18 protein-coding genes and 1 pseudogene are annotated in these 19626 nt (G+C 65.7%); 12 read left to right on the forward strand and 7 right to left on the reverse strand.

Annotated features, from left to right (window positions below):
- The first annotated feature begins 2 nt into the window (after window positions 1–2).
- The 4 genes and pseudogenes from V5279_RS03010 (at window position 3) to V5279_RS03025 (ending at window position 3652) form a co-directional block, all read left to right on the forward strand.
- Entirely contained in the window at window positions 3–1076 is a 1074-nt protein-coding gene (locus V5279_RS03010) for an oligopeptide/dipeptide ABC transporter ATP-binding protein (protein WP_338694976.1), read from the forward strand.
- Window positions 1073–1270, forward strand: a complete 198-nt coding sequence (locus V5279_RS03015; RefSeq protein WP_338694978.1) for a hypothetical protein — start codon at window positions 1073–1075, stop codon at window positions 1268–1270. The genes V5279_RS03010 and V5279_RS03015 overlap by 4 nt, the downstream gene beginning before the upstream one ends.
- Window positions 1267–2679, forward strand: coding sequence for an amidase (locus V5279_RS03020; protein ID WP_338694981.1), 1413 nt, complete (start codon window positions 1267–1269; stop codon window positions 2677–2679). The genes V5279_RS03015 and V5279_RS03020 overlap by 4 nt, the downstream gene beginning before the upstream one ends.
- A pseudogene (locus V5279_RS03025) lies at window positions 2676–3652 on the forward strand (ABC transporter ATP-binding protein). Before V5279_RS03020 ends, V5279_RS03025 begins: the two are co-directional and overlap by 4 nt.
- On the opposite strand, the gene V5279_RS03030 reads toward V5279_RS03025, so the two are convergent.
- On the reverse strand, window positions 3649–4557 hold the full coding sequence (locus V5279_RS03030) for a LysR substrate-binding domain-containing protein (RefSeq protein ID WP_338694983.1): 909 nt from the start codon (window positions 4555–4557) through the stop codon (window positions 3649–3651). The pseudogene V5279_RS03025 and the gene V5279_RS03030 sit on opposite strands and share 4 nt — an antisense overlap.
- A gap of 108 nt (window positions 4558–4665) precedes the next feature.
- On the opposite strand from V5279_RS03030, the gene V5279_RS03035 reads away from it, so the two are divergent.
- The 3 genes from V5279_RS03035 to V5279_RS03045 all read left to right on the forward strand — a co-directional run bounded on the left by V5279_RS03035 (window position 4666) and on the right by V5279_RS03045 (window position 8685).
- Entirely contained in the window at window positions 4666–5466 is an 801-nt protein-coding gene (locus V5279_RS03035; protein WP_338694985.1) for an acyl-CoA thioesterase domain-containing protein, read from the forward strand.
- A gap of 148 nt (window positions 5467–5614) precedes the next feature.
- Window positions 5615–7366: a type I secretion system permease/ATPase gene (locus tag V5279_RS03040; protein ID WP_338694987.1), complete on the forward strand. Its 1752-nt coding sequence runs from the start codon at window positions 5615–5617 to the stop codon at window positions 7364–7366.
- 8 nt (window positions 7367–7374) lie between these two features.
- The gene (locus tag V5279_RS03045; protein ID WP_338694989.1) at window positions 7375–8685 is read left to right on the forward strand and encodes an HlyD family type I secretion periplasmic adaptor subunit; all 1311 of its coding nucleotides are present in this window, start codon (window positions 7375–7377) and stop codon (window positions 8683–8685) included.
- Between the two features lie 410 nt (window positions 8686–9095).
- On the opposite strand, the gene V5279_RS03050 is transcribed toward V5279_RS03045, so the two are convergent.
- Window positions 9096–9578, reverse strand: coding sequence for a CinA family protein (locus V5279_RS03050; RefSeq protein ID WP_338694991.1), 483 nt, complete (start codon window positions 9576–9578; stop codon window positions 9096–9098).
- A 172-nt stretch (window positions 9579–9750) separates the two neighbouring features.
- Between V5279_RS03050 and V5279_RS03055 the strand changes: the two genes are divergently transcribed.
- Genes V5279_RS03055 through V5279_RS03065 form a run of 3 tightly spaced genes read left to right on the forward strand, consistent with a single transcriptional unit; the run spans window position 9751 to window position 12347 of the window.
- Window positions 9751–10827, forward strand: a complete 1077-nt coding sequence (locus V5279_RS03055; RefSeq protein WP_338694993.1) for an amidohydrolase family protein — start codon at window positions 9751–9753, stop codon at window positions 10825–10827.
- The gene (locus tag V5279_RS03060) at window positions 10824–11933 is read left to right on the forward strand and encodes an amidohydrolase family protein (protein ID WP_338694995.1); all 1110 of its coding nucleotides are present in this window, start codon (window positions 10824–10826) and stop codon (window positions 11931–11933) included. The genes V5279_RS03055 and V5279_RS03060 overlap by 4 nt, the downstream gene beginning before the upstream one ends.
- Window positions 11934–12347, forward strand: a complete 414-nt coding sequence (locus V5279_RS03065) for a Rieske (2Fe-2S) protein (RefSeq protein WP_338694997.1) — start codon at window positions 11934–11936, stop codon at window positions 12345–12347.
- 87 nt (window positions 12348–12434) lie between these two features.
- Here the strand turns inward: V5279_RS03065 and tcuB are convergent, their stop codons facing one another.
- From tcuB to V5279_RS03085, 4 genes are all read right to left on the reverse strand, one after another.
- A complete protein-coding gene (gene tcuB / locus V5279_RS03070) occupies window positions 12435–13550 on the reverse strand; it encodes a tricarballylate utilization 4Fe-4S protein TcuB (protein WP_338694999.1) in 1116 nt (371 codons plus the stop codon).
- A 16-nt stretch (window positions 13551–13566) separates the two neighbouring features.
- Entirely contained in the window at window positions 13567–14967 is a 1401-nt protein-coding gene (gene tcuA, locus V5279_RS03075) for an FAD-dependent tricarballylate dehydrogenase TcuA (RefSeq protein WP_414645894.1), read from the reverse strand.
- Between the two features lie 131 nt (window positions 14968–15098).
- On the reverse strand, window positions 15099–16409 hold the full coding sequence (locus V5279_RS03080; RefSeq protein WP_338695001.1) for an MFS transporter: 1311 nt from the start codon (window positions 16407–16409) through the stop codon (window positions 15099–15101).
- A gap of 201 nt (window positions 16410–16610) precedes the next feature.
- Window positions 16611–17510 (reverse strand): transcriptional regulator GcvA, encoded by a 900-nt coding sequence (locus tag V5279_RS03085; RefSeq protein ID WP_338695003.1) that lies wholly within the window; start codon window positions 17508–17510, stop codon window positions 16611–16613.
- A gap of 118 nt (window positions 17511–17628) precedes the next feature.
- On the opposite strand from V5279_RS03085, the gene V5279_RS03090 reads away from it, so the two are divergent.
- The gene (locus tag V5279_RS03090; RefSeq protein WP_338695005.1) at window positions 17629–17847 is read left to right on the forward strand and encodes a DUF1127 domain-containing protein; all 219 of its coding nucleotides are present in this window, start codon (window positions 17629–17631) and stop codon (window positions 17845–17847) included.
- A 70-nt stretch (window positions 17848–17917) separates the two neighbouring features.
- Window positions 17918–18541: a GNAT family N-acetyltransferase gene (locus V5279_RS03095; protein ID WP_338695007.1), complete on the forward strand. Its 624-nt coding sequence runs from the start codon at window positions 17918–17920 to the stop codon at window positions 18539–18541.
- Window positions 18542–18756: 215 nt separating this feature from the next.
- On the opposite strand, the gene V5279_RS03100 is transcribed toward V5279_RS03095, so the two are convergent.
- Window positions 18757–19587 carry an enoyl-CoA hydratase gene (locus V5279_RS03100; RefSeq protein WP_338695009.1) on the reverse strand — a complete coding sequence of 277 codons (831 nt, stop codon included), beginning with the start codon at window positions 19585–19587 and terminating at the stop codon, window positions 18757–18759.
- Window positions 19588–19626: the final 39 nt, after the last annotated feature.

Raw genomic sequence — 19626 nt, forward strand, 5'->3', positions numbered from 1 at the left:
CGATGGGTGACGCCAATCTCTCAGCCGACATGCTGGAGCCGGTCGCCGACATCGGCGGCGCTGCGCAGCCGCTGTTGCAGGTCAAGGGGCTGACAAAACACTTCCCGGTGCGCGGCGCGCTGTTCAGCCCGCGCAAGACCGTGCGCGCCGTCGACGACGTCACCTTCGCCGTCATGAAGGGCGAGACCGTTGGCATCGTCGGCGAGTCCGGCTGCGGCAAGTCGACCACCGCGCGGCTGTTGATGCATCTGATGCCGCGCGACGCCGGCGACATCGTCTATGACGGTTTGCAGGTCGGCCCGTCGCTGTCGCTGCGCGATCTGCGCCGCGGCATGCAGATGGTGTTCCAGGACAGCTACGCCTCGCTCAATCCGCGCCTCACCATCGAGGAATCCATCGCGTTCGGGCCCAAGGTGCACGGCATGGCCGACGGCGCGGCGCGGGCGCTGGCGCGCGAGCTGCTCGGCAAGGTCGGTTTGCGGCCGGAGATCTTCGCCAACCGCTATCCGCACGAGGTGTCCGGCGGCCAGCGCCAGCGCGTCAATATCGCCCGCGCGCTCGCGCTATCGCCGCGGCTCGTGATCCTCGATGAGGCGGTGTCCGCGCTCGACAAATCGGTCGAGGCGCAGGTGCTCAACCTGCTGGCCGATCTGAAGCGCGAATTCGGCCTGACCTATCTGTTCATCAGCCACGATCTCAACGTGGTCCGTTACATCTCCGACCGCGTGCTGGTGATGTATCTCGGCGAGGTCGTCGAGCTCGGCCCGGTCGACGCTGTCTGGGACGCGCCAGCGCATCCCTATACCCGCGCGTTGCTGGCGGCGATGCCGTCATCCGATCCCGACAAGCGCACCGAGGTGCCGCCGATCTCGGGCGATCCGCCCAATCCGATCGATCCGCCGCCGGGCTGCCGGTTTCACACCCGTTGTCCGTTTGCGGAGCCGCTCTGCGCAAACGACACGCCAAAACTCAGCGATCTCGATACAATGGGCCATCAAGCGGCGTGCTACATGGCCATTCCTGGCTCGGGGCACAGCCGCGCGCCGGCAAAAGCAAAAGGAGAAAACGCGGCATGACCAGACCCACTCCCAAGGACGTCAAGGTGATCGCGCACGTCGCCGACGTGCCCGTCGATGACGAAACTGCCACCCGCATCGCCAATTCGATCGGGCCCGCCTTCGACGGTTTTGCACCGATCTCCGGCACGCTGCCTCTCGATCTCGAACCTGCGAGCTTCCTGCTGGCGCAGATCGCAAAGGTGTCGAAATGAGCACCGAGCCGGCCCTGATGACGCTGACCGCGGTCGCCAAGGCGATTGCCGACAAGAAGGTCTCCTCGCATGAGGTGACGCGCGCCGTACTGCATCGCATTGCAGAGTGGCAGCCGCGCCTCAACGCCTATATGGCGGTTGAATCCGAACAGGCGCTCGCCGCCGCCGCAGAGGCCGATGCCGCGCTCCCCAAAGGCAACAGTCGCGGTCCGCTGCACGGTGTGCCGCTGGCGCACAAGGACATGTATTACGACGCCGGCAAGGTCGTGACCTGCGGCTCCCTGATCCGCCGCGACTTCGTGCCGAAGACCACAGCGACGGCGCTGCAGCGGCTCAAGGATGCCGGACAGGTCCGGCTCGGCTCGCTGCAGATGGTCGAGTTCGCCTATGGGCCGACCGGCCACAACGTGCATTACGGCGCGGTGCGCAATCCCTGGAATACCGAGCACATCACCGGCGGCTCGTCGTCGGGCTCGGGCTCGGCGGTCGCCGCGCGGCTCACCTTTGCGGCGCTCGGCTCCGACACCGGCGGCTCGGTGCGCATGCCCGCGCATTTCTGCGGCGTCACCGGGCTGAAGACGACGGTCGGCCGCGTCAGCCGCGCCGGCGCGATGCCGCTGTCGCAATCGCTCGATACCGTCGGCCCGCTGGCGCAGACTGCAGAGGATTGCGCGCTGCTGCTCGGCCTGATGGCCGGCGCCGATCCGGAGGATCTCACCGCGTCGACGCAGCCGGTGCCCGACTATCTGGCCGCGACCAGACAGTCGCTGAAGGGCGTCAAGATCGGTGTGCCGACGGCATTCTATGTCGACGACCTCGATCCTGAAGTCGCGCACATCCTCGACGAGACGGTTGCCACCCTGAAGAAAGAGGGCGCCGAGATCGTCAAGGTCGAGTTACCCGATCAGCGCCAGCTCAGCGCGGCGTCGCAGCTGGTGCTCGCGGCCGAGGCCGCAGCCTTCCACAAGCGCTGGATGATCGAGCGGCCGCAGGATTACGGCGCGCAGGTCCTGATGCGGCTGCAGAACGGCCTCACCATTCCGGCCGTCAGCTATCTCGAGGCGATGCGCTGGCGCGGCCCCGCGCTCGCCGCACACAACGCGGCGGTCAGCGGCGTGGATGCTGTGATCGCGCCGTCGGCCCCGGTGCCGGCGCCGACGATCGCCGAAAGCGACGTCGGCAATGGCCCGGGTGCGGAAGCGGTGATTCAGCGGCTGACGCGGTTCACCCGGCCGGTCAATTATCTCGGCGTGCCGTCGCTGTCGATTCCGGCGGGCTTCACCAGAGCGGGTTTGCCGGTCGGCATGCAGCTGATCGGCCGCTCCTTCGAGGAAGCCACATTGCTTCGGATCGGCGCCGCGTTCCAGCGCGCGACCGATTTCCACGCCAGGGTGCCCAAGCTCGCATGACCAACCTCGTCGAGATCAACAACCTCAACATCCGCTTCACCGGCGATCGCACGGTGCATGCCGTGAACGATCTCAGCCTGTCGCTTGGCGAGGGCGAGGTGTTGGGGTTGCTCGGCGAGTCCGGCTCGGGCAAGAGCGTGACCTTGCGCGCGTTGATGCGGCTGTTGCCGAAGAAGCGCACGCAGATCTCCGGCAGCGTGACAGTGCTGGGTCGGGATGTGCTGGCGATGGACGACGAGGCGCTGTCCGCATTCCGCGGCCAGACCGTCTCGATGATCTTCCAGGAGCCGGCGCTGGCGCTCGATCCGGTCTACACCATCGGCCGCCAAATCGCGGAGACGGTGATGCGCCACGAGGGCAAGAGCGAGCGCGACGCCACCGCGCGTGCGCTCGAAATGCTCGAAGTCGTGCGAATCCCCTCCGCCAGGCGACGGCTGGAATCCTATCCGCACGAGATGTCGGGCGGCATGCGCCAGCGCGCGATGATCGCGCTGGCGCTGGCCTGCAAGCCAAAAATCCTGCTCGCGGACGAGCCGACCACGGCGCTCGATGCCACCGTGCAGATCCAGATCCTGCTGCTGCTGCGCGAGCTGCAGCGCGAGTTCGGCATGTCGGTCATCTTCGTCACCCACGACATCGGCGTCGCCATCGAGATCTGCGACGCGTCGCGGTGATGTATGCCGGCCAGATCGTCGAGCAGGGCGCCCTCCGCGACATCGTGCGCACGCCGATCCATCCCTATGCGAAGGGTCTGCTGGCCTCGACCATTCACGGCGCGATGCGCGGCCAGCGGCTGGAAACCATCCCGGGCACGCCGCCCTCGCTCGATCACGCGCCGGCCGCTTGCTCGTTCGCGCCACGCTGCAAGTTCGCCGAGCCGCGCTGCAGCGAAGGCTTGCCGCCCGCCGTACAGGTCGCGCCCGGCCATCTGGCGCGCTGCGTCCTCGCGGAACCGGCGGTCGCCGCGGTTTAGCTCGCCCTGGCGACCGCGTCGGCGATCCAGCGCCGCACCGCGGCAATACGCCGGTCGCGCGCCTGTTCGGTGCGGGAGATCAGGTAGATCGTCTCGCTTGGCGCAGCCTCGAACGCGAACGGCGCCACCAGTTTCTTGCCGAAGCCCGGCCGCGCCTTGATCAGGGGAGCGATCGCGATGGCGACGCCGAGTCCGTGTTCGGCGGCCTCCAGCATCGCCGGCACGCTGTCGAGCCAGAGGTGTCCTCGTGGCGCAAGATTCGGCAGCCCGGCCTGCTGCAGCCAGGCCGGCCAGGCCCGCGGCTGCGTCGTGACATGGATCAGCACCTCGCGCGACAGGTCCTCCGGCCGCCGCAGTCCGGCCTTGACCAGCGCCGGCGTGCAGACCGGCTGCCCGCTGACCCGGACCAGCGGCTCGACCTTCAGCCCGGCGGCATGCTCTCGTCCGTAGCGGATCGCGACGTCGACGCGCGAGCCGATGAAGTCGGCATATTGATGGGTGGCCTCGATCCGCAGCGTCAGCTGCGGATGGCGCCGCTTGAACTCCGGCAGCGCCGGCAGCAGCACGGCGCTGGTGAAGAACGGCAGTGAGCTGATCCAGAGCTCGCCGCTGCTCTCGCGGCGTTGCCGCAGCATGTCGCGGCTCGCCTCCTGCAGCGTCGCCAGCGCGGCCGACACCTTTGCGAGATAGCGCTCGCCGTCCAGGGTCAGCCGCACCGAGCGCGCGCCGCGGACGAACAGTTTTGTGCCGAACTGCTGCTCCAGTCCGCGGATCTGGTGGCTGATCGCCGACGGGCTCAGCGACAGGTCGCGCGCGGCGCCGCGGAAGCTCAGCTGTGTGGCCGCGCGCTCGAAGGCGAGCAGCGCCGCGAGCGGCGGGATCAGGCGAGGATCCGGAGCATCCAATGGGTGAATTTTGTTCACCTGAAGTGATGAATGGCCTTTTGTCATGGCCACTATTCTTGGCTCAGATTGCCAGATCGCTCAATCCTGCTCACCTCAGGGAACGTCACCTTGGCCATCTTCGAACCGCTCGCCACGCCCCACCACTGGAAGCCCGCCGCGCTGGCGGCGGGGCCGTTCGCAGGCCTGCAGGGCGGGGCGGTCGCAAGCCTCTTGACCGCCGAGGTCGAGGCGATGGCCGTTGCGCGCAACTGGGGCACCGCGATCTCAGCTTCGGCCTGGTTCCTGCGGCCGACGCCGATGGCCGAATTGCGCACGCAAGTCACCGTCGTGACCGAGGGCGGCCGGGTCAGCGTCGTCGACAACACGCTCTGGCCGGCCGGCGAAGCGCAGCCCTCTGCGACGGTGCGCGTGACGCTGTCGCGCGAACGTGCCGTCGAGGTGCCGGGCCTTGACGGAAGTGCAGCCGACCCGGTCGATCCCACGGCCTTTCCGTTGCGCAATCTGCGCGCCGTCCATGGCCATGGCCGCAGCTGGTTCATGGATGCGATGGAAGCCCGTGTCGGCGGCGAGGCTGCCTGGTTTCGCATGCACCATGACGTGACGACCGATGCCGGCCCGCTGGCGCGGGTGCTCGGTCCCGCCGACTGGACCCACGGCATCGCTCGCCCGGTCCAGAACGTGGTGGCCGACCCCAATCCGAACCTTGCGGTGCAGCTGTTCAGGCCACCGCAGGGCGCGTGGATCGGTGTTCGTCCCGAGGCCCGCTGGCGCCCGGAGGCCGGCCTTGGCGTCGGCAGCGGGGTATTGCTCGATGTGAACGGCGAGATCGGCCGGGTCTCGATGTCGGTCATTCTCGTGCCCTTTCCAAGAACTGCACCTGTTACCGCGCTGGGTTCCGCGGCCGGTTAACCCTAATTATTCCGTCAACTGTCTGTGGGATCACAAAAATAGCCCGCGAACCATGCTCTGGTCGACGCGACTTGAAATGGACGATGGCCGCAAACGCCTATACAAGGTGGTCATCACGTAACGCTTTTGTTTGCAGAGATCAGTTTTCATGACAGCCGCGCCCGCTGTCCGGCGTTCCGAACTGGCTGAGGCGTTGCGCGCATGTCGCAGTGCCTTCATCGGCGTCGGTCTCATCAGTTGCATGATCAACCTGTTGTACCTGACAGGTTCGATGTTCATGCTGCAGGTCTACGACCGCGTGCTGCCGAGCCGCAGCGTTCCGACCCTGGTCGGCCTCGTGGTCATCGCCGCGGTGCTCTACATCGCCCAGGGCGTGCTCGATCTCTTGCGCGGACGGATCCTCGGCCGCGTCGGCACCTCGCTCGACGAGGCGCTCAATGCGCGGGTGTTCGACACCATCGTGCGGCTGCCGCTGATGGCCGGCAATCGCAGCGAGGGCCTGCAGCCGCTGCGCGATCTCGACAATGTACGCTCCTTCCTCGGCAGCATGGGTCCCGGTGCGTTCTTCGACCTGCCCTGGCTGCCGTTCTACATGGCGATCTGCTTTGCGTTCCATTGGCTGCTCGGCGTCACCGCGCTGGTCGGCGCCGTCATTCTGGTGACGCTGACGCTGATCACCGAATACATGTCGCGCTCGCCCGCCAAGGAAGCGATGTCGCTCGCGGCGCGGCGCAACGATCTCGCCGCCTCCAGCCGCCGCAACGCCGAGGTGCTCGTGGCGATGGGCATGGCCGGGCGCATGAACAAGCGCTGGAACGAAGCCAACGAGGAATATCTCTCCGGCAACCAGCACGCGAGCGACGTCACCGGCGGGCTCGGTGCGGTCGCCAAGGTGCTGCGCATGATGCTGCAATCCGCGGTGCTCGCGGTCGGCGCCTATCTCGTGATCCACCAGGAAGCGACCGGCGGCATCATCATCGCCGGCTCGATCCTGAGCGCGCGGGCGCTGGCGCCGGTCGATCTCGCGATCGCGCATTGGAAGGGCTTTGTCGCCGCGCGGCAGAGCTGGCAGCGTCTCAACCGGCTGCTGCAACAGATTCCGGCGCGCCCCGAGCAGACGCTGCTGCAGGCGCCGGAGAAGAAGCTTTCGGTCGAGGCGGTGACCATGGTTGCGCCCGGCGACCAGCGCGCCATCGTGCAGGACATCACCTTCGCGGTCGAAGCCGGCAGCGGCGTCGGCGTGATCGGCCCGAGCGGTTCCGGCAAGTCGTCGCTGATCCGGGCGCTGGTCGGCGTCTGGGTGCCGGCGCGCGGCAAGGTGCGGCTCGACGGCGCCGCGCTCGACCAGTGGTCGTCGGACGAACTCGGGCGCCATGTCGGCTATTTGCCGCAGGACGTCGAGCTGTTCGCCGGCACGGTGGCGCAGAACATCTGCCGGTTCGATCCGGACGCCAAGTCGGACGGCATCATCGCCGCGGCCAAGGAAGCCGGCGTGCACGAGATGATCATCAAGATGCGCGAGGGCTACGACACCCAGGTCGGCGAGCAGGGCACCGCGCTCTCCGCCGGTCAGGCGCAGCGCGTCGCGCTGGCGCGCGCGCTCTACGGCGATCCGTTTCTGATCGTGCTGGATGAGCCGAATTCCAACCTCGACAGCGAAGGCGACGAGGCGCTGACCCGCGCGGTGCGTGGTGCCCGCGAACGCGGCGCCGTCGTCATCGTGGTCGCGCACCGGCCGGTCGGCATCGAGGGCGTCGACCAGTTGCTGGTGCTGAAGGACGGTCGCATGCAGACCTTCGGGCCGAAGGAGACCGTGCTCGCCCAGGTGCTGCAGCGCGTCGCGCCGCCGGTGCCGACGCCGATCAAGATCGTCGCCGATGCGGGGGCAGCCAAATCATGAGCGATCGCATGACCGATCAGCCGCGCAACGCACATCTTTCGATCCGCAAGCATCTGCTCGTCGGCCTCGTCGTGGTTCTGGTTCTGGGCGGCGGCGTCGGTGGCTGGGCGACCACGGTGCCGATTTCGGGCGCGCTGATCGCGCCGGGCTCGGTGGTGGTCGAGTCCAACGTCAAGAAGGTGCAGCATCCGACCGGCGGCGTGGTCGGCGAGGTCCGGGTGCGCGACGGCGACGTGGTCAAGGCGGGCGACATCGTCGTGCGTCTCGACGAGACGGTCGTGAAGGCGAGCCTTGCGATCGTGGTCAAGACGCTGAACGGCCTCTATGCGCGCGCAGCCCGGCTCGAGGCCGAGCAGCGGGGCAGCGACAAGATCGCCTTCCCGCCGCAGCTCACGGAGCAGGCCAAGGATCCCGACGTTCGTGACATCATGGCGAGCGAAACCAAGCTGTTCGAAGTCCGCGTCAACGGCCGCAGCGGCCAGAAGGCGCAGCTGCGCGAGCGCGTAACCCAGCTCAACGAGGAAATCTCCGGCCTGCAGGCGCAGGAAGCCGCCAAGGACAAGGAGATCGCGCTGGTGCAGCAGGAGCTAGTCGGCGTCCGCCAGCTCTATGAGCAGCATCTGGTGCAGCTCACCCGCCTGACCACGCTGGAGCGGGACGCGGCGCGGCTCTCCGGCGAGCGCGCGCAATACATCGCCTCGCGCGCCCAGGCCAAGGGCAAGATCACCGAGACCGAGCTGCAGATCATCCAGGTCGACAAGGACATGGTCTCCGAGGTCTCGAAGGACCTGCGTGAGACCAACGACAAGATCGGCGAATTTGTCGAACGCAAGGTGACCGCCGAAGACCAGCTTCGCCGCATCGACATCCGCGCGCCGCAGGACGGTGTCGTGCTGCAATCGACCGTGCACACGGTCGGCGGCGTCATCACCGCAGGCGACGCCATCATGATGATCGTGCCGAAGGCCGACGATCTGTCGGTCGAGGCCAAGGTCAATCCGCAGGACATCGATAAGCTGCAGGTCGGACAGAAGACCGTGCTGCGGCTCTCCGCCTTTAACCAGCGCACCACGCCCGAGCTGAACGGCGTCGTCACGCGCGTCTCCGCCGACGTCAACACCGATCAGCGCACCGGGCAGAGCTACTACACCATCCGCGTCTCGATGCCGCCGGAAGAGGTCGCGCGCCTCGGCAGCGAGGTCAAGATCATCCCGGGCATGCCGGTGGAAGCCTTCGTTCAGACCGGCGACCGCACCATGCTGTCGTATCTGATGAAGCCGATGAGCGACCAGTTCATGCGCTCGTTCCGCGAGAAGTGAGTTTTCGCGGCTATCCATAGTCGACCCGTCATCCTGAGGTGCGAGCGGAGCGAGCCTCGAAGGATGCACGGCCCCACTCTGGCCGATTCATCCTTCGAGGCTCGCCGAAGAGGCTCGCGCCTCAGGATGACGGGGAGAGCTTGAGCAAGCGTAGCCCGGATGAAGCGAAGCGAAATCCGGGGCCGCGCGCACCGCGGATAGAGCAGCCCCGGATTGGGCTGCGCTCCATCCGGGCTACGGCGTCATAGTTGAGCGGCGGTCCTTCCCCGCGTCGTCCCGGCGAAAGCCGGGACCCATTACCACCGCAGATCATCGTGGCGCACCGCTGTGGCCCCAGCACTCTTGAACGCTGACAGTCGTGGTTATGGGTCCCGGGTCGCGCTTCGCTTGCCCGGGACGACGGCAGAAAATTACTGTGCGAGATTCCTCAGCAGCAGCTCCAGTGCCGCCTTGGCGAACGCCTGCATGTTGGCCTGCCGGTCGCCGCTGGCGGTTTCCAGGGTGATGACCTGCTGCTGCGGACCGGCGACCGCCATGCAGCTGTGGCCGGCGGCATCGCCGTAGCGGTTGCCGGTCGGGCCGGCGGCGCCGGTTTCCGACAATCCCCAATCGGTCGCGAGGCGTTCGCGGATCTGGCGCGCGAGCGGCTGAGCATAGGGTTCTGACGACGAGCGGAGACCGCGCATCGTGTCGTCGGAAATGTCCATCAGCGCACGCCGCGCGTCGCGGGTGTAGATCACGCCGCCGCCGAGGAAATAGGCCGACGCGCCGGGCACCGCGAGCAGCGATGCGGAGATCAGTCCGCCGGTGGAGGATTCCGCGACCGCAATCGTCTGCTTGTTCGCGATCAGTTTCGCGGCGACCTGCTCAGCGATGGATATGAGTGCGTTCATCGGCGCTCTTTCTCGTTGCTTGCCATGAAAATCCTGTAGGGCGTTCTGCCTTCCTAGCACACCACACCGGCCCCTGCCGAGTTGCGGATCGCAGCACGGACTGATTGAATGTCGGACAACAACCAAGCGGCGCCCCGACAGTTGTTGTGAGAGCGTGCGCGGAGGAAACACCATGACGTCGCCGATCGCGGGCGGCGTGGATTGCGATCTGCATCCCGCCGTACCTCACCTCACCAGCCTGCTGCCTTACATGAACGACTACTGGCGCGACCAGGTGACGACGCGCGGCATGACGGATCTGATCTCGCAATCCTATCCCACCAATTCGCCGATCTCATCGCGGCCGGACTGGCGCCCCGCGCAGGGCAAGCCGGGCTCGAGCCTTGCCGACATGCAAAGCCACGCGCTCGACAGGTTCGGCACCGCCTACGGCATCTGCAATCCGCTCTACGGCGTGCAGATGGTGTTTTCCGAAGACATGGCCGATGCGTTCTGCCGCGCGCTGAACGACTGGCTGGTCAAGGAGTGGCTCGACAAGGACGATCGCCTGCGCGGCTCGATCGTGATTCCTGTGCAGAGCATCGACAAGGCTGTGGCCGAGATCGAGCGCTGTGCGCAGGACAACCGCTTCGTGCAGGTGCTGATGCTGGTGATGGGCGACATGCCGCTCGGCAAGCGCCACTATTGGCCAATCTACGCGGCGACGGAACGGCTCGGCCTGCCGATCGGCATCCATGCCGGCAGCGCCTATCACAACCCGCCGACCTCGGTCGGTTGGGGCTCCTACCACATCGAGGATTACGTCGCGCAGGCGCAGGCGTTCCAGACCCAGCTCACCAGCCTGATCGTCGAGGGCGTGTTCGCGCGCCATCCAGCCTTAAAAATGGTGATGCTGGAGTCCGGCTTCACCTGGCTGCCGCCGTTCCTGTGGCGGCTGCACAAGTTCTGGCGCGGTGTGCGCATGGAAACGCCGTGGGTCGACCGTGCGCCGCTGGAGATTGTGCGCAGCAACATCCGTTTCTCGCTGCAGCCGGTCGACGCGCCGCCGGAAGGCGACACCCTGAACCGGCTGTTCGACCATATGCAGTCGGACGAATTGATCCTATTCTCGACTGACTATCCGCACTGGCAGTTCGATGGTGACGAGGTGCTGCCGAAGGGGTTGTCACCGGATCTGGTCCGCAAGATCATGATCGACAATCCGCACGCAACCTATGGACGGTTGAAGGTGAAGGAGATGACGCCATGAACATCCAGGTTCGGGAACGTCCCGAGGCGGCCGCGTCGACCGGCATCAAGACCGCGATCGCCGATTGCGACATCCATCCGGCGCGCGCGACCAAGGATGAACTGTTTCCGTACCTGGCCAAGCGCTGGCACAGCCATCTCGAAACCTTCGGCGTTCACGCCTATCAGGGCATGATGGAAGGCCCGCCCTATCCGAAGGCGCAGCCCAACGCCTCGCGCCGCGATGCCTACCCGCCGGAAGGCGGGCCGCAGGGCTCGTCGCTGTCCTTCATGCAGAAGCAGCATCTCGATCCCAACAATGTCGCGCTCGGCGTGCTCAATCCGCTCAACACCGGGCAGGGCATCCGCAACCAGGATCTCGCCGGCGCGATCTGCTCGGCGATCAACGACTGGCAGATCGAGAAATGGACCAGCAAGGACTCGCGCCTGAAGGGCTCGGTCGTCGTCGCCAATGAGGACGGCGTGTCGGCGGCAGCGGAAATCCGCAAGCGCGCAGGGGATAAGAATTTCGTCCAGGTGCTGCTGCTCAGCCGCAATGTCGAGCCGCTTGGCCAGCGCCGCTACTGGCCGATCTATGAGGCGGCGCAGGAGGCCGGATTGCCGATCGGCGTGCACGCCTTCGGCTTCGGCGGCAACCCGATCACCGCATCGGGCTGGCCGAGCTATTACATCGAGGAGATGGTCGGCCATTCGCAGTGCCAGCAGACCGCGCTGGCGAGCCTGGTGCTCGAAGGCGTGTTCGAGCGCTTCCCGAAACTGAAGATGGTGATGGTCGAGGCCGGCTTCGGCTGGGCGCCGTCGCTCGCCTGGCGGCTCGACAAGGTGTTTGCGCGGCTGCACGCCGAGGTGCCGCATCTGAAGCGCAAGCCGTCGGAATACATCCGCGACCACATCTGGTGGACCACGCAGCCGATGGAGGATCCGGAGAGCCGCGACTATCTGTTCCAGACCATTGAATGGATCGGCTGGGACAGGCTGCTGTTCGCGACCGACTATCCGCATTGGGATTACGACGAGCCGTCGCGCGTGCTGCCGGCCGGCGTCAGCGATGCCAACCGCCAGGCGTTCTATCTCGACAATGCGAAGCAGCTTTACGGTATCTCATAGATGGCGCGTCATGTGATTGCCCCGGTGGACGAATTGCCGCCGGGGTCGCGAAAATTCCTTGAGATCGAGGGACGGCCGATCGCCGTGTTCAACGTCAAGGGCGAGTTCTTCGGCCTGTTGAACCGCTGCCCGCATCAGGGTGCGGCGCTCTGCGAGGGGCCGCTGATCGGGCTGGCGTCGTCGTCGGATCCCGGCGAGATCGAATACACCAAACTCGGCGAGATCCTGCGCTGCCCCTGGCATGGCTGGGAGTTCGACATCCGCACCGGCCAGTCCTACTGCGACCCGCGCCGCTTCCGTGTGCGCGCCTATTCGGTCAGCGTCGAGCCGGGCACCAATGTGGTGAAGGGGCCGTATGTCGCCGAGACCATCAAGGTCGCGGTGGAGAGTGATTACGTGGTGGTGGATCTCTGACCACTGTCATTCCGGGGCGCGTCGAAGACGCGAACCCGGAATCTCGAGATTCCGGGTTCGATGCTGCGCATCGCCCCGGAACGACGCTTACTCTGCCTTGCCCTGCATCATCATCTGCCGTTCCCGCGCATAGCGCACCAGCGCGACGAAGCGGTAAATGCCGTGCACGAATTTTCCGTAGGGCATGGTGATGAACAGCGCGAACACCACGCCGAGGTGCAGCGCCAGCAGCGGGCCCATCGCGGCGGTCTCGCGCCACAGCAGCAAGGCGAGGCCAGTGATGCTGGTCAGGAACAGCATCAGGATGAACGCGGTGTCCATGCCCATCTGCTTTTCGTCGACCAGCACGCGGTCGCGCTTCCATTTCTCTGACAAGAGCCCGATCGGGCCGACCACGAGCCCGATGCCGCCGAGCGTGCCGAGCACCACCGGCAGATCCCACCACGCATAGGGCGCCTCGCGCGCCAGCAGATAATGGTACAGCGTACCGACGCAGGTCGCGGCGAAGCACAGCGCGAAGCCGTAGAAGGTGAAGTGGTGATACAGCTTGCGGCGGTCGGTCGGACGATCGTCCTCGTTGAAGCAACCGACGCCGCCACCGTCGAGATAGCGCAGCTCGCCGGCATCGCGCATCGCCTGCAACAGCGATTTCGGGTCCGTTTTCATGCCAATGGGCTCGCCGATCGCGCGCCAGAACGCGCGCACGCCCATCACCAGCGCCAGGATGGCGTAGAGCAAAGCGGCGCCGAACAGCAGCGCCATCGCATTGTGCGGCATCAATTTGTAGAACGCGCCGGGCCCGGTGTGGATGCCATAAAGTACGCCGCGGTCATTGATCGCGGCGAAGCCGAAGATGAAGGCGGCGACGCTCAGCGCCGCGATCAGGCTGATGACGAGGCCGTTGCGCGCAAACGCGCCGGCGAAGGCGCGCGGCCAGGCATAGGCGGCATAGGATTCGGCGCGCGCCACCGCCAGCGTCTTCGGCACATTGACGTTGAATTCGTGCGGCGGCGAGAACTGGCAGTCGGTGTAGCAGGCGCCGCAGGAATGGCAGAGATTGGCGAGATAGTTGAGGTCGCCGTCGGAGAAGGCGCGGCGCATCTCCATCGCGGGAAACACCGCGCACAGGCCCTCGCAATAGCGGCAGGAATTGCACACCGTCATCAGACGGTCGGCTTCCTGCAAGATCCTCGTCCCGTGCATCGTGCCAGCCTAGCCCTTAGTTCCGCGCATTCTTCGCCGCTTCCCGCCCGGCGACGCGGCCGAACACGCTGCCGATGGTCATGCCGATGCCGGCGGCGTAGCCCTTGCCGAGCACATTGCCGGCCATGATCTCGCCGGCGGCGAACATGTTGGCGGACGGCTTGCCGTCCTTCATCAGCATCCGCGACTGCCTGTTCACGCGGGTGCCGAGATAGGTGAAGGTGATACCGGGCCGCACCGGATAGGCGAGATAGGGCGGCGTCTCGATCCTGCGCGCCCAATGCGTCTTCGCCGGTGTGATGCCTTCGGTGCGGCAATCGTCAAGGATGGTGTGGTCGAAGGTGCCGGGCTGCACCGCGGCGTTGAACCCGGTGATGGTCTTCTCCAGTGCGGCGGCGTCGAGCTCGAGCTTGCCGGCGAGTTCGGCAATCGTCGCGCCCGCGATCGGCGGAAACAGTGTCGGCATGAAGCTCGTCACGACGGTCGAATCGAAGATGATGTAGGCGATCTGGTCGGGCTGCGCGGCGACCAGGCGGCCCCAGATCGCATATCGCTTCGGCCAGATGTCCTCGCCCTCGTCGTAGAAGCGCTCGGCGTGCTTGTTGACGACGATGCCGAACACGACCGAATCGTGGCGCGTGATGATGCCGCCGTCGAATTTTGGCGCACGGGCGTCGATCGCCACCGCATGGCACTGCGTTGGATCGCCGATCTCCTGCACGCCTTTCGCCAGCAGCATCTTCAGGATCGCGCCGCGATTATACGGCGTGCCGCGGATCAGGAAATTGTCGGCGGCCTCGCCCCAATATTGTTTCAGCCATTCGATATTGGCCTCGAAGCCACCGGCAGCCGCGACCAATGTCGAGGCGCGCACCTCGGTCCTGCCGCCGACCGGCTGCTTCAGCTGGGCCGAGAGGAACATGCCGTCCTCGATCTTGAGCTCGATCACCTCGGCATCGTAGAGGATGTCGACGCCGAGCTCCTCGGCCGTGCGATACAGCGCGTTCAGCATCGCGCGGCCGCCGCCGAGGAAGAACGAATTGGTGCGGCCGAGGCTCAAGGTGCCGCCGAGCGAAGGCTGCCAGCGCACGCCCTGTTCGACGATCCAGTTCAAGATGTCCTTGGACTCGTGGATCATGAAGCGGGCCAGTTCCTCGTCGGTCTGGCCGCCGGTCACCAGCAGCAAATCCTGCCAGAATTCCTCCTCGGTGTAGGGACCGGTGAGGATTTCGGTCGCCGCGTCATGGGCGCAGCGCATGTTGCGGGTATGGCGGGTGTTGCCGCCGCGGTAGAACTTTGGCGCGCCTTCCAGTACCAGCACCGAAGCACCGGCGCGCCGTGCGCTGATCGCAGCGCAGAGCGCGGCGTTGCCGCCGCCGATCACCAGCACGTCGAACCTGCGCGTCAGATCAACCATGCGCTCTTGTTATCGTTGTTGGCATGGAAAGCAACAGGGGCGGGCGAATGAGCATGATCCGGAAAAGTGTGTAGCGGTTTTCCGAAAGATCATGCTCAAATAAAGAGTCTGCCCCAATTGCATGCGCACGATCAGGCCGCGACCGCCTCGCGCTGCTCGATGGTCTGGCCGTCACGATAGACGATCAGCGCGGCGACGATGCCGAGCACAGAGGCGCACATCAGCCAGTAGCCGGGCGAAGCCTTGTCGCCGGTCTGCTGGATCAGCCAGGTCGAGGCGAACGGCGTGAATGTGCCGAACAGCCCGGCCGCCAGCGCGAAGGCCAGCGAGAAGCACGTGGTGCGGACATGCGCAGGCACGATCTCGACCAGAGAGCCCAGCATGGTGCCGCTGTAGACGCCGAAATAGAACGAGAACATCATCTCGACCGCCAGCATCTTGCCGAAGCTCGGATTGGTCACCAGCCAGTGCAGCGCCGGATAGGCCGTCACCAGCGACAGGCCGGCGATCGCCAGCAGCACCGGCTTGCGGCCGATCCGGTCGGACAGCGCGCCGCCGACCGGATTCCAGATGAAGTTGGTCACCGCAACCAACAGCGTCACCAGCAGCGCATCCTGGGTCGAGAGCTTCAGCACGGTCTTGCCGAAGGTCGGCGTGTAGACGGTGACGAAGTAGAACGTCGTGGTGGTCAGCACCGCGATCATCATGCCGAGGATGACGATGCGCCAGTTGGCGAGCGCCGAGGCAAACACCTCGCTTGCCGTCGGATGCGTCTTCATCGCCAGGAACGCCGGGGTCTCCTCCAGCGTCCGGCGCAGGAAGAAGATCACCGGAATGATCAGGCAGCCGACGAAGAACGGGATGCGCCAGCCCCAGTCCGCGACGGTTGCGGCCGGCATGCTCTCGCTCAGGATGAAGCCGAGGATCGAGGCGACGAAGATCGCCACCTGCTGGCTCGCCGACTGGAACGAGGTGTAGAAGCCGCGGTTGCCGGGCGTGGCAATCTCCGCGAGGTACACCGAGACGCCGCCGAGCTCGACGCCAGCGGAGAAGCCCTGCAGCAGGCGGGCAAGCAGGACGATAATCGGAGCGGCAATGCCGATGCTTGCGTAGGTCGGGCAAATCGCGATCACCACGGTGCCGACCGCCATGATCGCCAGCGTCACGATCAGGCCTTTGCGGCGGCCGATCTTGTCGATGTAGGCGCCGAGCACGATGGCGCCGACCGGGCGCATCAGGGCGCCGAGCCAGAAGACACCGAAGGCGTTGAGCAGCGCCGCGGTCTCGTTCTCGGAGGGGAAGAAGGCCTTGGCGATCAGGGGCGCATAGAAGCCGAACAGGAAGAAGTCGAATTGCTCGAGGAAATTGCCGCTGGTCGCGCGCAGGATGGCGCCAAGACGCGACTTGATTTGCGGGACTTGTGGTGAACTCGACTGCGACATAACGCCTTTTCCTTCCCCGAAACAAAAGGGCCGGCGAAAATTGTCTCGCCAGCCAAGGCAGTTACCCTGCCATGTGCGGCAATTTGGCACGCCTGTCCGGCGCGACCAACCCCGAAATCACGCCGAGGCCATCGGAAAAAAGCCGTAGGTGGAACTGCTGGAAGCGCCTTCGAGCGAAGCTTGAGCGCAACGTGCGCCGCTTCAAGGCGCGGTATGTGCCGCAGCGCCGAGCCAGGACCGGAACGCGGAGAGTTTTGGCGTATCGGCGCGTCCCTGCGGCGACACCAGATAGAAGCCGGCGTCCGCCGGCAGTGCGATCTTGAAGGGAACCACGAGCCGGCCCTTGGTGATGTCGTCCTGCACGTAGGAGGTGCGGCCCATCGCGACGCCGATCCCGTCGATCGCAGCCTGGAGCGTCACGAACAGCAGGTCGAAGGTCACGCCCGGCTGTTTGGAGACGTCGGTCGGCAGGCCCGCCGCGGTCAGCCACAGCCGCCAATCGTCGCTGTTGGCATTGCTGGTGTGCAGCAGCACGTGATCCCTGAGATCCTCAGGGCATTTGAGCGGCTTGCCTCCCTGCAGCAGCGAGGGGCTGCACACCGGAAACAGCTCGTCCGCCATCAGCCAGTCCGCGCGCAGGCCGGCCCATTGGCCGCGGCCGTAACGGATCGCGGCGTCGACCTTGTCGCGGTGGAAATCGACCAGGCTGGTCGAGGTGGTGATGCGAACGTCGATGCCGGGATGCGCCTCCTGGAATGCCGACAGCCGCGGCAGCAACCATTTGGCGGCGAGCGACGCCAAGGTCGAGACCGTCAGCACGTGATCGTCGTCCCGGCGCAGTAGCCGATCGGTCGCGAGCCGGAGGTCGTTGAAGGCGGCGCGGACGCCGGGAAGGTATTCGGCGGCATCCGGCGTCAGGCTCAGTGAGCGGTTCTGGCGGACGAACAGGCGGACGCCGAGTTCCTCCTCGAGCCGCCGGATCTGATGGCTGATCGCGGTCTGCGTCACGTTCAGTTCGGACGCCGCCAGCGTGAAGCTCATGTGCCGCGCGGCGGCCTCGAATGCCCTGAGACCGTTCAGCGAAGGCAGGCGGCTGGTCATGCCAGAAAGGTCTCCTAATGCATGACGTTAATTCATGCGAAGCGGTACAAAGTGTCGTTTGTGAACAGGCCGAATAGCTCCGATATTACCGCCAACAGGTTACCGATAGGAGCCGCAAATGTCCATTTTCACCCATGAATCGATGACAAATCATCATACGCCCGATCATCATGCATCGGGGCTGCTGAACCAGGTCGGCGAGACCCTGCATGTCTGGTGGGAGCGCTACGAGCGCCGCCGCGAGCTGTCGCAGTGGACCGAGCGCGACCTGCACGACATCGGCATGTCCCGCAGCGACATCGTGTTCGAGACCGACAAGCCGTTTTGGCGGGCCTGAGAAGGACGCCGTCGCTGGCGCCGCCTCCATCGAGGGGCGCCGGCCAATTTCTTCACCCGAGGAGCGTGTCATGGTTGCGCTGCGTCTCGACGATCTCAAGCAATACTCTGATGTGCTGCGCGCCAAGGACGGCAGCGAGATCAAGGTGCGCTTTGTCGAGCCGCGCGATCGCGAAGAGCTGCAGAACTACATCCGTTCGCTCTCCGCGGGTTCCCGTTATAACCGCTTCCTGGGCGCACTGAGCGAGCTGCCGAAGACGGAGCTCGAGCGTTTCATTCATGTCGGCGAGGCTGACCGGTTCACGGTGGTCGCGACGATGCTGGTCGATGGTTTCGAAACCATTGTCGGCGAAGCCCGCTATGCCTTCCATGCCGATACGTCGAGCGTCGAGTTCGGCCTGTCGATCGATGACCGGTGGCAGGGCCACGGCATTGGCAAGGCGCTGCTGAAGAATCTCGAATGCCGCGCGGCGTCCCTCGGAGCCGAGCGCATTTTTGGCGACACGCTGCGTTCCAATGCGACGATGATCGGGCTCGCCCGCAAGTCGGACTATGCCTTTATGCAAAGCCCCGGCGACTGGAAGCTGGTGCGCTTCGCGAAAGAGATCCACGTCGAGCCGCAAGACATTCCCTGTGCCAGCTGGCGGCTTGCCGCCACTTCCCGCTTGGCCGCGATGTCCTCGCTTGCGGTTTGACTGACTAGGCCCGGTTCTGGCCCCTCCAGAACCGGGCCCTTTTCTTTGCTTCTGCCGCGTTTGCTCTTACCTCCCCTTGAAAAGGGGAGGTCGCTTTGCTCGTCAGAGCAAAGCGGGTGGGGATCCTCTCTCTCCACGAGCAACCGTGCGTGTGGCTGACCCCCATCCCGACCTTCCCCCTTTCAGGGGGAAGGAGAAGATCGCGCGGACGCTTCTCAATTGCCCCGGAACACCGGCTTGCGCTTCTCGATGAAGGCCTGCACCGCCTCCTTGTGATCTGATGTCGTGGTGAGGCGGATCATCCGCTCGGCCTCGTGGTCGCGCGCGGTGGCGAAGTCGAATTGCAGCGCCTCGTCGAGATTGTCCTTCATGTAGCGCAGCGCCAGGGTCGGGCCCTCGGCCATCGACTTCGCCAGCGCAAAGGCTTCGTCCTGCAGCGTCTCGTCCGGCACCACGCGATTGACGAGGCCGATCTGCTCGCATCTGGTCGCATCGACCTTCTCGGACGTGAACATCAATTCGCGGGCGCGCGAGGTGCCGACCAGCCGCGTCAACAGCCAGGCCATGCCGTAGTCGCCGCTCAGCGCCACGCGCAGATATCCGGTCGAGATGAAGGCGGATTGCGCGGCAATCCGGATGTCGCAGGCCATCGCGATCGCAAGGCCCGCACCTACCGCCGGACCGGGCAGCGCCGCAATCGTCGGCTTGCGCACCGAAGCGAGTGCGCCGGTGAGCAGGCGTTGGCGCTCCTGAAGGTCCGCGACCTTGTCTTCATAGGACATTTCGAGCTTCTTCGGGTCGCGATGCGCGCCCATGCCCTTGACGTTGCCGCCGGCGCAGAACGCCTTGCCGGCGCCGGTGATGAGCAGCACGCCGACCTCGGGGTTCTCGCCGCAGGTCCGGATCATCGTGCGCAGCGCCGGCGTCAGCGTGTCCGACAGCGAGTTGCGGGCATCCGGACGGTTCAGGGTGATGATGGCGACGCGGTCGCGGATCACGCAGAGCAGTTCGTCGGTGCCGGTTTCGATCTTGATTTCGCTGGTCATGTCACTCCCCGTAGTCGTTTCGTTTGCTAAGTCATTCCG

Source organism: Bradyrhizobium sp. 26S5 (assembly GCF_036923295.1).
Classification (GTDB): Bacteria; Pseudomonadota; Alphaproteobacteria; order Rhizobiales; family Xanthobacteraceae; genus Bradyrhizobium; species Bradyrhizobium septentrionale.

Bases quoted from the DNA above. Each gene is read 5' to 3' on its own strand.
- tcuB (WP_338694999.1), bottom strand. From the start codon at position 13,550: ATGCACGGGACGAGGATCTTGCAGGAAGCCGACCGTCTGATGACGGTG.
- V5279_RS03015 (WP_338694978.1), top strand. From the start codon at position 1,073: ATGACCAGACCCACTCCCAAGGACGTCAAGGTGATCGCGCACGTCGCC.
- tcuA (WP_414645894.1), bottom strand. From the start codon at position 14,967: ATGGTTGATCTGACGCGCAGGTTCGACGTGCTGGTGATCGGCGGCGGC.
- V5279_RS03040 (WP_338694987.1), top strand. From the start codon at position 5,615: ATGACAGCCGCGCCCGCTGTCCGGCGTTCCGAACTGGCTGAGGCGTTG.
- V5279_RS03010 (WP_338694976.1), top strand. From the start codon at position 3: ATGGGTGACGCCAATCTCTCAGCCGACATGCTGGAGCCGGTCGCCGAC.
- V5279_RS03100 (WP_338695009.1), bottom strand. From the start codon at position 19,587: ATGACCAGCGAAATCAAGATCGAAACCGGCACCGACGAACTGCTCTGC.
- V5279_RS03085 (WP_338695003.1), bottom strand. From the start codon at position 17,510: ATGACCAGCCGCCTGCCTTCGCTGAACGGTCTCAGGGCATTCGAGGCC.
- V5279_RS03065 (WP_338694997.1), top strand. From the start codon at position 11,934: ATGGCGCGTCATGTGATTGCCCCGGTGGACGAATTGCCGCCGGGGTCG.
- V5279_RS03050 (WP_338694991.1), bottom strand. From the start codon at position 9,578: ATGAACGCACTCATATCCATCGCTGAGCAGGTCGCCGCGAAACTGATC.
- V5279_RS03090 (WP_338695005.1), top strand. From the start codon at position 17,629: ATGTCCATTTTCACCCATGAATCGATGACAAATCATCATACGCCCGAT.
- V5279_RS03045 (WP_338694989.1), top strand. From the start codon at position 7,375: ATGACCGATCAGCCGCGCAACGCACATCTTTCGATCCGCAAGCATCTG.
- V5279_RS03060 (WP_338694995.1), top strand. From the start codon at position 10,824: ATGAACATCCAGGTTCGGGAACGTCCCGAGGCGGCCGCGTCGACCGGC.
- V5279_RS03095 (WP_338695007.1), top strand. From the start codon at position 17,918: ATGGTTGCGCTGCGTCTCGACGATCTCAAGCAATACTCTGATGTGCTG.
- V5279_RS03080 (WP_338695001.1), bottom strand. From the start codon at position 16,409: ATGTCGCAGTCGAGTTCACCACAAGTCCCGCAAATCAAGTCGCGTCTT.
- V5279_RS03020 (WP_338694981.1), top strand. From the start codon at position 1,267: ATGAGCACCGAGCCGGCCCTGATGACGCTGACCGCGGTCGCCAAGGCG.
- V5279_RS03055 (WP_338694993.1), top strand. From the start codon at position 9,751: ATGACGTCGCCGATCGCGGGCGGCGTGGATTGCGATCTGCATCCCGCC.